General features: G+C 43.8%; 10 protein-coding genes and 1 pseudogene. 3 read left to right on the top strand and 8 right to left on the bottom strand.

The genetic code is table 11. From position 1 onward, the window contains the following. Positions 1-37 precede the first annotated feature (37 nt). A pseudogene (locus L4C42_RS03100) lies at positions 38-169 on the bottom strand (hypothetical protein); the annotation flags it as partial. 927 nt (positions 170-1096) lie between these two features. Here L4C42_RS03100 and L4C42_RS03095 point away from each other — a divergent pair. Then, the gene (locus L4C42_RS03095; protein WP_353496165.1) at positions 1097-1348 is read left to right on the top strand and encodes a hypothetical protein; all 252 of its coding nucleotides are present in this window, start codon (positions 1097-1099) and stop codon (positions 1346-1348) included. A gap of 79 nt (positions 1349-1427) precedes the next feature. Here L4C42_RS03095 and L4C42_RS03090 read toward each other — a convergent pair whose 3' ends face one another. Beyond that, positions 1428-1739, bottom strand: a complete 312-nt coding sequence (locus L4C42_RS03090) for a DUF3634 family protein (protein ID WP_353496164.1) — start codon at positions 1737-1739, stop codon at positions 1428-1430. Between the two features lie 5 nt (positions 1740-1744). Then, entirely contained in the window at positions 1745-2203 is a 459-nt protein-coding gene (matP, locus tag L4C42_RS03085; RefSeq protein WP_353496163.1) for a macrodomain Ter protein MatP, read from the bottom strand. 171 nt (positions 2204-2374) lie between these two features. On the opposite strand from matP, the gene L4C42_RS03080 reads away from it, so the two are divergent. Then, complete coding sequence (locus L4C42_RS03080) at positions 2375-4012, top strand: S16 family serine protease (protein ID WP_353496162.1); 1638 nt, start codon at positions 2375-2377, stop codon at positions 4010-4012. A gap of 70 nt (positions 4013-4082) precedes the next feature. Then, positions 4083-4601, top strand: coding sequence for a bifunctional 3-hydroxydecanoyl-ACP dehydratase/trans-2-decenoyl-ACP isomerase (fabA, locus tag L4C42_RS03075; protein ID WP_338164378.1), 519 nt, complete (start codon positions 4083-4085; stop codon positions 4599-4601). 126 nt (positions 4602-4727) lie between these two features. Here the strand turns inward: fabA and rmf are convergent, their stop codons facing one another. From rmf to rlmKL, 5 genes are all read right to left on the bottom strand, one after another. Continuing rightward, complete coding sequence (rmf, locus tag L4C42_RS03070) at positions 4728-4901, bottom strand: ribosome modulation factor (RefSeq protein ID WP_042475718.1); 174 nt, start codon at positions 4899-4901, stop codon at positions 4728-4730. 164 nt (positions 4902-5065) lie between these two features. Then, positions 5066-7168, bottom strand: coding sequence for a DUF3466 family protein (locus tag L4C42_RS03065; protein WP_353496161.1), 2103 nt, complete (start codon positions 7166-7168; stop codon positions 5066-5068). A gap of 5 nt (positions 7169-7173) precedes the next feature. Continuing rightward, positions 7174-9096, bottom strand: coding sequence for an ABC transporter ATP-binding protein (locus L4C42_RS03060; RefSeq protein WP_353496160.1), 1923 nt, complete (start codon positions 9094-9096; stop codon positions 7174-7176). Next, a complete protein-coding gene (locus L4C42_RS03055) occupies positions 9074-9325 on the bottom strand; it encodes a glutaredoxin family protein (protein ID WP_112479954.1) in 252 nt (83 codons plus the stop codon). The genes L4C42_RS03060 and L4C42_RS03055 overlap by 23 nt, the downstream gene beginning before the upstream one ends. An 8-nt stretch (positions 9326-9333) precedes the next feature. Next, positions 9334-11457 (bottom strand): bifunctional 23S rRNA (guanine(2069)-N(7))-methyltransferase RlmK/23S rRNA (guanine(2445)-N(2))-methyltransferase RlmL, encoded by a 2124-nt coding sequence (rlmKL, locus tag L4C42_RS03050; RefSeq protein WP_353498693.1) that lies wholly within the window; start codon positions 11455-11457, stop codon positions 9334-9336. Between the last annotated feature and the right edge of the window lie 274 nt (positions 11458-11731).

Raw genomic sequence — 11731 nt, 5'->3', positions numbered from 1 at the left:
CTTTACATAGAAGAATTCAAGCTCACGTACACCTAATTTAACATAAGATAGATAATACGTACTTAGATATAAGTTCTCCAGAGCCAAATCCCACCAAGCCAACGCTCGCTAACGCCATGGAAAATCTAGAGATTCCAAGGCTCTCAAACTTTTTTGCTATGTTAGCCCAAGCCTGTTGGCCTTAAATCATTACTATGAGCCGCTGATTACCACATCCACTGTACATTATGCACTGTTCGGCAATTTGCGACTTTTGCCGTCGTAATTCGTCTGGAGTTTTTCGGTTCACTTAAACCGTTTCATACTTTATGGCTTCGTTAACAAAACGCGGCTTTTCTTGGCTCACGCTAAGCGCTTGACTGATAGCACGGCACCGCTATTGATACGAGTTCTGAAAAACTGCTGATTGTGAATAACTAGTCTATCTACCCAGTGGCTCCCTTTAATAACTGCTGTCTTTGGTGCGACTAATACAAACCTAAACAACCACACCTCTGTCTAAGTACCTATGTCTATGCACGTTATCGTTCCCTCATAGACTGATGCTCGGATATAGATAAAAAGCTCTTTACTCACGTATATCCCACAGCTAATGAATCAGATTATTACTAGCCCAAATAAATAATCAGCAATTGAAAAGCGAATTCAATACAAAGGCATTAACCATCAAAATACAACATATAGACCCACTATATAGGCGCCACCCAAACAATTTACCACCAACATAATCAAATCAAAACTTATGAATTAGCCAATATAGGTTTGCATTATATATATTTACGAGACGACGTCGTATAACCAACGAAAGAATTACGATGAATATTAGAAACCACCAACACAAACCCTTTGAATACTGGGCTTCATCACCTATAAAGCATGTGTATATGAAACAAAGATAAGATAAGGCAATCTATCACTAGCGTAAATTACATGAAAATAACCATTCACTAGATGAACTCTAAATTATATTTAGAAATTTTTATTAAGTTTATTTCACCCTGCTCTTTACAAAACCATCCAAATATTCAATTCTAGATTCAACGCAAAGACACAGTGTCTTAAAAATAATGATTAGATATTAGAAAAGGAGATTTCTATGTCACTTCCAATTGAATGGTTCAAAAACAGCTACGTTCGTATCCAAAACTGGGATGTAGAGGGTCTATCTTTAATAGAAGCAGAATCGGCGCTAGGGACTTACCTAACGGATAACAACCCTGTATCGTTAGAAATGGCGGACTATATTGCAGAGAACTGGACATGTAGAAGGATCCAAATGCTCGATTCTGAATCGCGTAGAACGTTAATGAAAATTTGGGATGAGCGAGAAATTGCGGCCAAAGCTTAGTTATTAGCTATCAAACCTGTTAGTTATAGTGCATTAGATTACGATATAAAAGGGCAGAAATACCCTTTTATATCGATACTTAACGGCTCTTTTTCTTGCCTTTAGATTTGAAGCTTTGATGAGGAAAAATATTTCGTATTCTTTGCTGTATGCTCTTAGAAATTGTCTTGCTAAACTTGAGCTTCATACCGCTACGGGTTTGGTATACCTTAAGGTCTCCCGTCGTTTTATCTCGTTCTACAATATCTTTAAGATTGTGTTTAAACGTTGGTGGCAAATGGCCTTTAGTTTTAGTGATTGCACCTTCTTTCATTTGCACAACTAAAGAAGGTCGATCAATAGCGACTAGCCAAAATACAACGATCGCCCCAAGCAATACGACATACAACATAGCGACTACCTCCCTTCGTCACCTAATAGCTTACTTAAGTCCTCTTTCAAACTGCTTACTTTCTGCGTGGCTTTCTCGCTCCGAGACGCTTCACTTAACAAATACTCGATGGCTTCAGAGAGCGTACAACCGAGATCGCTTGCGCGATGAGATAATTTTTCCCAAACGCGAAAGTCCAAATCAATGGACTTCTTTTTGGTGTGAATTTGCTCGGCATTGTAATGGCGCTTACGCTTAGCCCTAATCGCTTGTTTAAGCTTATTGTCGAGCTCAACTGACATATGTTCATCGATCCACTCAATAACCAGAGTAGGTTCATGCTCTAGCTGCTTTAGCTTTGATACTGCCTGTTCGATCTCACTGGTATCAATGTAACGCGTAATATTATCGCCTTCACGCCACTTCTTTGTTAAATACTGCCACTTCCAACCACATTCTAAGTTTTCAAGTTGTTGGTATTTCATTGGTTTGCATCCCTACTCTGTTTACAGTGACAGCGTAACCCAAGATTCCAAACTTCTCAATAACAATGCTCAGTTAATGGGATTTTGCTCGCTATATGAACAGTTGAAAAGCTAACGTTGAGTGGCGATTCATTGTATACTTCGTGCAAATTAAACTTAAGTTACGACCCAATGAATCAAGTCCCTTGGCAACAAGTCTGCCCCCTTTACAACGATTTCGCCGATCTACTCGATAACGCACCTACTCTCGCCCCATTAGACGCTATTGAACTGCAGCCTCGCCTTAAAGCCGCACTGTCGTTTTTCGTCTCTGATGCGTGTCCTTCAAAAGTACTGATCATTAAAGATGGCGACAACTTGTTTCATCGACAGCTCGTCAGCGATCATATTGAAGCACTAGGTCACAAAACTGTCGTCAGTAAAGATGCTGACCCAAACTTGTTGTTTGACCGATACCAAACATCGCAAAACGAACCTGTTGTTGCTCAAGGTCTAGTATCACAAGCTAATGGTGGTTTTCTCATTTCATCGACGCAAACTGCACTAGCAAGTCTTGGTGTTTGGACAAATTTGAAAGCGTTATTGCAAGGTGCAAAACTCAATGGTGTATCGGTTGACACCAAAACTGCCGCGCTAACACCACCTAGTTTTTCATCGAACTTTAAGCTTATCGTTATTGGTGATCGAGAACAGTTGTCAGATCTAGACTTTATCGACAGTGACTTTCGATCCGGCTTTATGCAGTACACTGAAATAGAGAACGATTTGAAAGTGACGCCTGCAACAGCCAAGCAATACTTATCGTTTGTAAACTCGATGATGTCGCAATTTCTATCAGATAAGCAACTTGATCGTTCGGGCTACTTAAAGCTGCTTCAAGCCGGCGCGCGCGAAACAGAAGACAAACAATACTGGCCACTTTCGGTTGATTGGCATAAAGCTATGCTTTGTGAAGCATCATCGTACAGTCACAATTCAACGATATCTTCTGAACATATAGAAGCGGCAATCGAGGCGAAGCGTAACCGCGAGTCTTATCTGCCGGAACGGGCTATCGATGATATCTTGGAAGGCCAAGTCGTCATTGAAACTCAAGGAAAACAAGTTGGTCAAGTAAACGGTTTAACGGTCATTGATATTCCAGGACACCCTATCAGTTATGGTGAGCCTGCTCGTATCTCGTGTGTGGTGCACTTTGGTGACGGCGATGTATCAGACGTCGAGCGCAAAGTTGACCTCGGTGGCAACATTCACGCCAAAGGCATGATGATCATGCAAGCATTTGTGTCTTCCGAACTCGACCTAGATGCCCCACTACCATATTCCGCGTCTATTGTGTTTGAGCAGTCTTATTGTGAAGTCGACGGTGATAGCGCTTCATTAGCAGAGTTATGTTCTTTAGTGAGTGCGCTATCTGGCTATCCAATTGACCAACAAATTGCGGTTACAGGTGCTGTCGACCAATTTGGCCGCGTTCAAGCTGTAGGTGGTTTAAATGAGAAAGTGGAAGGCTTCTATAACGTATGTAAACACCAAGGTTTAACAGGCAAGCAAGGCGTCATTTTGCCTAAAACCAATGTTCAGCACCTGGCATTGAATAAAGAGCTCGTTGAAAGCATCAAAAATGAAGAATTTCACATTTGGTCTGTGACTCACGTAGACGAAGTGATACCACTTCTATTGGGTCAACCTTTCAAAAGTGACACCGAAGATAGTGTGATCGGCAAGATTGCCGAACGTATTGAAAACTTTGAAAAACATGAAATACCAGAGTCATTTGTGACACGGATTAAAAACTGGTTTGTCTAGTCGTGGTCGGACTTGTCTAGCGTACACCTGTTCACTAAGATGGCCTAACGCAAATTTGGAGTAATAAATAATGCAAAACAGACGTGAATCTTATAGCCGTGAAGACCTTCTAGCCTCTAGCCGCGGAGAACTATTTGGCGAGGGCTACCCTCAACTTCCAGCACCAAACATGCTGATGATGGACCGCGTAGCAAAAATGTCCGAAACTGAAGGTGACTTTGGCAAAGGTTTGATCGTTGCTGAACTGGATATTACTCCTGATCTATGGTTCTTCGACTGCCACTTTATAGGTGACCCAGTAATGCCAGGTTGTCTTGGTTTGGATGCTATGTGGCAGCTTGTTGGTTTCTACCTTGGCTGGATTGGTGGTGAAGGCAAAGGTCGTGCACTAGGTGTAGGTGAGCTGAAGTTTACCGGTCAAGTACTACCTACGGCTAAGAAAGTAACCTACGAACTTCACATGAAGCGTGTTGTAAACCGCAAGCTAGTTATGGGCATTGCTGATGGTCGCGTATTGGTAGATGGTAAAGAGATCTACGTAGCGAAAGATCTTAAAGTAGGTCTATTTAAAGACACCTCTGCTTTCTAAGCTATTTTGTAAATAAACGACTTTCCGGAGTCGTTTATTTTTAGCACATAAATTTAGTTATAGTGCACTAGGTGCGCATTATAAAGGCCTCTCTTGAGGCCTTTGTTACTTCAATTTCGCTCCCGACTACTTGAAGAGTCCTGATTGTTTATCATCTCTCGCGTCACGCCAACCGCCAAGCCAATAAGACTTTGCATCCATTTGTTGATAGGGACAGGCTTCCATCGATCGCCCATTCAATCCAGCTTTGTAACCCTGTGATTGAGCTCGTTCTAGACGATCACGCTTTTGTCTCTTCATAGTACGGTCCTCGCTATACAAAATCGGTTTCCCGACTTTCTATCATTAAAGATTTATGGAGCTTTTGTGACTCCTCTTTAATAATTGCTCATTTTTGGCCCGATCTCAAGACACAAAAAATCCCAGTTCCACTATTGTGAAGCTGGGATTTTTGTCACTTGTGACTACTTGTTACGGCGTAACCCAAAGAATCCAAGCATAATCAAAGCCATCCAGCCGAGGCTACCGCCACTACGTTTAACTGGTGGTGCTTCTAGACCACGAGTTTGAATGTCGGCTGATGTTGCATTTGCGATCGGGATCAACTTAACTGCGACGAGCTTCTCTTTCTTTTGGCCGTTGCCACAATAGGAGTTATGACTGGTGGTGTCATAGCCGCCATCACATTTAAGCGCGGTTGCTGCAATCACACCATCATCGTTGATGTCAGCAGCATCGACAATACGGTATTGATTATTTTTCGTATTGTAGCTACCGCCATTGGTTAGATCGTCCAGTAACCATGGTTTGCCCTGGAAAACCGCCAAACGCTCAGCATCCGTTCCGGTAGTGTTATAAGGGTAAATAAAGCCGCGTTGGCGTCGTTTTTTACCAAAATACTCTGTTGATTGCTCAGCATCAACTGCACCAACAATTTCGTTGTAGTTGTTAATTGCACCAGGCTCACCACCTACACCACGAAAGAAGATACCGCTGTTGCCATTAAGTTCGTCAAAATAACGCGCAGATGGTGTAGAGAAACTGCCATTCGCATCATTGTTTAGGCTCACTTGACCCAAGAACATACGGTTTGCCGCCGCACCATTTTCTCGCTTATCACCGCGTCGCTTAGACGCACCCAAGAACACGAGGTTCTTGTTGATGTCAGTCGCGTATGAGTTGCTATAAATAAAGTCATCACCTGACTTGATTCGGGCGTTCTCTACAGTCACTGGAGACCACTGGCGTGATGTGTCGATCGCACTTGGATCAAATGTCGTTGAAGGAACAAATACCGTTGCTTGAAGGAAACTATTTGAGCCATCACCGGTTGTGTTGAGACCAACAAGGAATGGTTTTCCATTGCGCGGGTTATCCGAAGCGCTATCTTGCGCAGCAATAACAGCACCACGAGCACTGCCCTGTGACGCTTTTTTATCGTTGTTGGTTGGTACACCATTTTGCCAATCAGACACGATTGAAGCGCCCGCTACAAAATTGGTTGAGTCCCATACAGCAGTTTTAGTCGCAAAAGCAAAATTCTGGCAATCAGATCGCGATGCCGGATCTTCGATCAAGCAGTTATTCAGGTCACCATTCCAGTTCTTATTATCGTCGTTGTAGTCAAACGGAGCGACCGCAGCACTGCCTACGATGTACTCTTTGCCACCATAATTGAAACTGCTCCAACCCATAGTCCGACCCATTTGGTTGGTAATTCGCTGATCGCTGTTTGGTGACTCAACCAAGAGTGGCAGCAACATTTCCGTAGTATCGCCATTTTGCACAAAACCACGATGACGGTATGCCGTTGCTAAGTTGCCTTTCGCACCATCAGAAGCATTGATACGGTAGTAACCCGAGCTGGTGTTACCAATAGCCATACCTTGATCAGACGTCAGGCTATTGATAACGACGTTTTCTGAGTTGGTATCTGGTGTCGCTACACCGCCCGGTTTATAGTCCGAAGTTGGCGTTACGCCCATTCGCGTAGCAGTAGATGCTTGATCCGGATCAGATGAAGGCGTGGTTTCACTAAAGCCATGAGCATTAGAGAAGTAGTTGTCTTCACCGGCAATATTGTTCCAGCCCGTTTGCGACGAGTTATAAAACGCGTCACGCTCACGTAGTAGACCGCCAACGTCGCTAAAGCTGTACCACATTTTATCAGTCCAACCTGGATCACAGGTTTGATAACCTAATTCAGAACGGCAATAATCGCGGTTACGGTTCCAGTCGGTATAGAAGAATGACGAATCGTAGTTAAATGGGATCTCTTGACGATACGAATGGCCTTCAGAACCATTTCGAGAATCACCATACAAACGATACTCGCTACATGTTGTCCCTTCGGCAAAACACCCCATTGGATTGCTCGCATCAGCCTTTTCTATCGCACTACCATAAAACTCAGTGACCACACTTCCGTTGGCTTCAACAAATACACCGGTAGACTTGATACTTCCAGTAGGATCGACCTCAACCACTTTATATAAAGCAGCATGGCTCGATGTCGCTGCAAGTACACTTGCAGCAATCAATGAAAACTTAAAATTATTACGACTCATCAAAACTAACTTTCCTGTTGCATTGCTTCTAGCTCTTCCCATCGCTCAAAAGCAACGTCTAGCTCCTGCTCTTTTGCAGCTAAACTATCTAAAATGGGTTGTGTCTCTTCTACTGGCTTGGCGAAAAACGTAGGGTCATTCACCATTTCCTGTAGTTGTTCAATCTCTTGCTCCAGTTGCTCTAACAGAGCTGGTAGCGCTTCTAATTCCCTCTGTAGCTTATAGGACAGCTTCTTAGGTTTAGAGTTCACTGCTTGTGTCTTGTTATTTTGTTCAACTGGCTGTTTTTTATTCTCTTTTACTGGCTCGTACGCTTTACGTGCGTCCAACACCTGCTGTCTCTGCTGCTGAGCATCATGATAACCACCAACGAACTCTTCGATAACCCCATTTCCTTCAAAAATCCAGCTAGCGGTCACAGTATTATCAACAAACTGACGGTCATGGCTCACTAAAAGCAGTGTGCCTTGATAATTTCCTAGTAACTCTTCTAATAATTCTAAGGTTTCAATGTCCAAATCGTTGGTTGGTTCATCGAGTACCAGTAGGTTATTAGACTTCAGGAAAATACGAGCCAACAACAAGCGGTTCTTCTCACCACCCGACAGTGCTTTCACTGGGGTTCTCGCGCGTTTTGGTGCAAACAAAAAGTCTTGAAGATAACTTAGCGCATGACGCTCACGTCCGCCAACCATCACTTCCTGTTTACCATCGGCAAGGTTATCAATAACGCTCTTTTCTGGATCTAATGCTTCGCGGTACTGGTCAAAATAAGCGACTTCAAGCTTGGTACCACACTTAAGTTTACCTGATGTAGGTGTAAGCTCATCGAGTAACAGCTTGATCAACGTACTCTTACCACATCCATTAGGACCAATAAGCGCAATACGATCACCACGTTGGATATTGAAAGAAAAGTTATTGATGATGGTTTTGCCTTCAATCTCGTAGTTCAGATTGTCAGCTTCAAACACAATCTTGCCAGAACGCGCGGTGTCGTCGAGCTTGAGGTTCACTTTGCCTTGAACGTCTCTGCGGCCTTTACGTTCGTCTCGAAGTTTTTTCAGCGCACGGACACGACCTTCGTTGCGAGTTCTTCGTGCTTTGATGCCCTGTCTTATCCAAACTTCTTCTTGCGCGAGCTTTTTGTCGAACTCTGCATTTTGCATTTCTTCAACACGTAGCGCCTCTTCTTTTTCGACTAGGTATTTTTCGTAGTCGCCAGGGAAAGAGACAAGTTGGCCTCGATCTAGATCGACAATGCGTGTCGCCATAGAGCGAATAAAAGCGCGGTCGTGAGAAATAAAGATGATAGAACCACGGAAGTCTTTTAAGAACGTCTCCAACCACTCAATGGTTGTCACATCCAAATGGTTGGTTGGCTCATCGAGTAATAAGACATCAGGATCGCACACCAGCGCTCTAGCTAATGCCGCCTTTCGCTGCCAACCACCAGACAAATCGCTAAGTAGCGTAGCACCGTCAAGCTTGAGCGCACCAAGAATGTTCTTAATGCGGTCTTCAAAACGCCATGCGCCGGAAACTTCGAGGTTTTCTTGAACTTTGGCTAAGCGATTAATATGAGATTCACTTGGGTCTTGAGCCACCAGCTCAAGTAAAGCGTGATATTGCTTTAGCTGCTCACCGATCTCTGCCAAGCCTTCAGCGACATAGTCTTCGACCGTTCCAACTTGGTCGCGAGGAGGATCTTGTTCTAGACGAGATACTACAACATCTTGAGTAATTTGCAGTTTGCCATCATCCATAATGATGTCGCCTGCCAATACTTTCATTAACGTTGACTTGCCAGCACCGTTTCGACCAACCAGACACACGCGTTCATTCTCTTGAAGCGCAAAGTCCGTCTTATCTAGAAGCGGATGATCACCAAATGCAAGTTGTCCATTATGGATGGTAAGTAATGCCATTGACTGTTAACCATTGTTGAAGTTGTAAGATATCGAAGGGCCAGTTGATCTCAGATTCATCCACTTTGACTACTGGAATAGTGACGCCGTAACGAGAAAACAGCTCATCGTCGAAAGCAATATCGACAATCTCTACCTGTTCCCCGAGCCCTACTTGTTTGATTAGCTCAAGAGCCATCTCACAGAGATGGCAACCTTCAGTGCTGTATAATGTCAGTTCCTTTGTCATGATCCGTCTTAACTTTTGTGAGAGATAACCCAGCAGTTATGAATATGCTTGTTACGAGCAAAGTCGAGGGGCAAGGTCTTATCAGAAATGTTTTTCGCAGTTAAGCCGATCTCTTCCAACGCTTCCAAATCCATTTTGAAGTGGCGTTTGTTGTTTGAGAATACGATAGTACCTTCTGCACTTAGTAGACGTTTCAAATCACGCATTAAAGTGACATGGTCACGTTGTACGTCGAACGATTGCTCCATACGCTTAGAATTTGAAAACGTAGGAGGATCGATAAAGATAAGGTCGTAAATGCCGTTTGCTTTCGCAAGCCATTGTAAGCAATCTGCTTGAATGTATTGGTGCTGACGACCTACTTGACCATTCAGCTTCATGTTATCTTTCGCCCACTCTAAGTATGTATTAGACATATCAACCGTGGTCGTAGACTTTGCTCCACCAAGCGCAGCATGAACAGTCGCAGAACCTGTGTATGCAAACAGGTTCAAGAAATCTCTGCCTTGCGCCAATTCACCCAGTTTACGACGAGTGATTTTATGATCGAGGAACAGGCCAGTATCTAGGTAGTCATGCAAGTTTACGATCAACTGCGCGCCGTACTCATGAACTTTCATGGTTGACGACTTTTGAGCAAGCTTGTTGTATTGTGAGCTGCCTTTCTTCTTCTCGCGAGTTTTCAAAACAACGTTGTTGGTGTCAACACCAGTTACTTTGATCGAAGCACGGATAATATCTGTCAGGCGACGCTTTGCTGTCTCTTCTGGAATACTCTTCGGCGCCGCGTATTCTTGAATAACCAAAGAATCTTGATAAACATCAACCGCAACGTTGTACTCTGGTAAATCAGCATCGTAAATACGGTAGCAGTCTAATCCTTCTTTCTTAGCCCACTTGCCGATTTTGGCCATGTTTTTTTTCAGACGGTTTGAGAAATCTGGTGCAATCACTTGAAGGTCATTATTGCCAGCAATCTGTTCTGCACTGCGCGCTGAAATCGAGTAATTTTTTTGGTGACACTGTAACGCACCGTTATTCAACTTAAATTGCTTATCAGCACGCATGCGTAAGCAACTTAGTAAGTCATCTGAACTTGAGAAAATCGATGCCTGGCAGCCACCGAACTCGGTTTTAAGCTGATTACCAAATTCAGTATACAGTGCTATCAAACCTGGCTCGGTGCCTAGTCGCTCACCATAAGGTGGGTTACAAACAATCACGCCCTCACCAAACTCTGCTGGCTTAGTCACTTTGCTGGCATCGCCAAGCTCAAAGGTAATCAAGTCTTCAACGCCGGCACGCTTAGCATTCTCTTTTGCTGTGCGAAGGACTCTAGGGTCGTTGTCGAAGCCCCAAAACCTGCTGTCAGTCTTTTTGACACCGCGACGAGCTTGTACATTCGCTTCCGATTTCACTTCTGCCCAAACTTCTGGCTCGAAGTCTTCTAGGGCTTCAAAACACCAAGTCTTACGTTTGACGCCTGGTGCCATATTCGCAGCAAGCATAGCTGTTTCAATCAACAACGTACCCGAACCACACATCGGATCAAGCATGTTCTTACCTTGCTCCCACCCACTTCTAGCAACAATAGCAGCTGCGAGTGTTTCTCGAAGAGGAGCACGACCAGATTCAGTACGATAGCCGCGTTGATGCAAGCCAGAGCCCACCATATCCAGACCAATCAGAGCCTTATCACGATGCAAACGCACATGCACACGTACATCGGCTCCATCTTTACTGATGTTTGGTCTTGGTAAGTTCTTCTTATTAAAGCAATCCACTACCGCGTCTTTCACTTTCATTGCGCCATATTGGCTATTACGGATCTCTCGGTTCGTACCGTTGAAATCAACAATGAATTTCTTCGTGCTGTGGAAGTGGTTAACCCAGTTGATGGACGAAGCAGCCAGATAAAGGTCCATATCATCTTGGCAAGTGAATTCCGACAGTACTTTAACAAAGCGAGAAGCATAGCGGCTCCACAAACAAGCGCGATAAATCTGCTCATTAGTCGCTTTAAATTTCACCCCTGCTTGAACAGGCTTTACAGAAGTTAAGCCCATTTGTTCAAGCTCTTGAGCGAGAAGGTTTTCAAGTCCGTTAGAAGTGACGGCAAGATATTGGTTCATAGTGTTCATCTGGCTGTGAAAAATGGTGTTGATTATACCTGACATTACTGCCTGTCACTAAACAAACCTTCAATAACCCGCGTTCAAAGTGTTTGTTCGCACAAGGTTTAACCGGTGTAAGCGCCTAACAGATACCGGCACCCTACATTAGCTTGTACTTAATTAATTCACCATAAACCAACGGCTTTCGCGATAGTGAATACTTATTCGCGGCACGATTGGTATATACCAAAGCCCATATTTTCGTGTAACTTAGTTACAGAAAGTACCTAAA

The organism is Vibrio wakamikoensis, assembly GCF_050337275.1.
Lineage (GTDB): Bacteria > Pseudomonadota > Gammaproteobacteria > Enterobacterales > Vibrionaceae > Vibrio > Vibrio chaetopteri.
This window is presented reverse-complemented; position numbering and strand designations above follow the sequence as displayed.

Bases quoted from the DNA above. Each gene is read 5' to 3' on its own strand.
- L4C42_RS03095 (WP_353496165.1), top strand. From the start codon at position 1,097: ATGTCACTTCCAATTGAATGGTTCAAAAACAGCTACGTTCGTATCCAA.
- L4C42_RS03090 (WP_353496164.1), bottom strand. From the start codon at position 1,739: ATGTTGTATGTCGTATTGCTTGGGGCGATCGTTGTATTTTGGCTAGTC.
- matP (WP_353496163.1), bottom strand. From the start codon at position 2,203: ATGAAATACCAACAACTTGAAAACTTAGAATGTGGTTGGAAGTGGCAG.
- L4C42_RS03080 (WP_353496162.1), top strand. From the start codon at position 2,375: ATGAATCAAGTCCCTTGGCAACAAGTCTGCCCCCTTTACAACGATTTC.
- fabA (WP_338164378.1), top strand. From the start codon at position 4,083: ATGCAAAACAGACGTGAATCTTATAGCCGTGAAGACCTTCTAGCCTCT.
- rmf (WP_042475718.1), bottom strand. From the start codon at position 4,901: ATGAAGAGACAAAAGCGTGATCGTCTAGAACGAGCTCAATCACAGGGT.
- L4C42_RS03065 (WP_353496161.1), bottom strand. From the start codon at position 7,168: ATGAGTCGTAATAATTTTAAGTTTTCATTGATTGCTGCAAGTGTACTT.
- L4C42_RS03060 (WP_353496160.1), bottom strand. From the start codon at position 9,096: ATGGCATTACTTACCATCCATAATGGACAACTTGCATTTGGTGATCAT.
- L4C42_RS03055 (WP_112479954.1), bottom strand. From the start codon at position 9,325: ATGACAAAGGAACTGACATTATACAGCACTGAAGGTTGCCATCTCTGT.
- rlmKL (WP_353498693.1), bottom strand. From the start codon at position 11,457: ATGAACCAATATCTTGCCGTCACTTCTAACGGACTTGAAAACCTTCTC.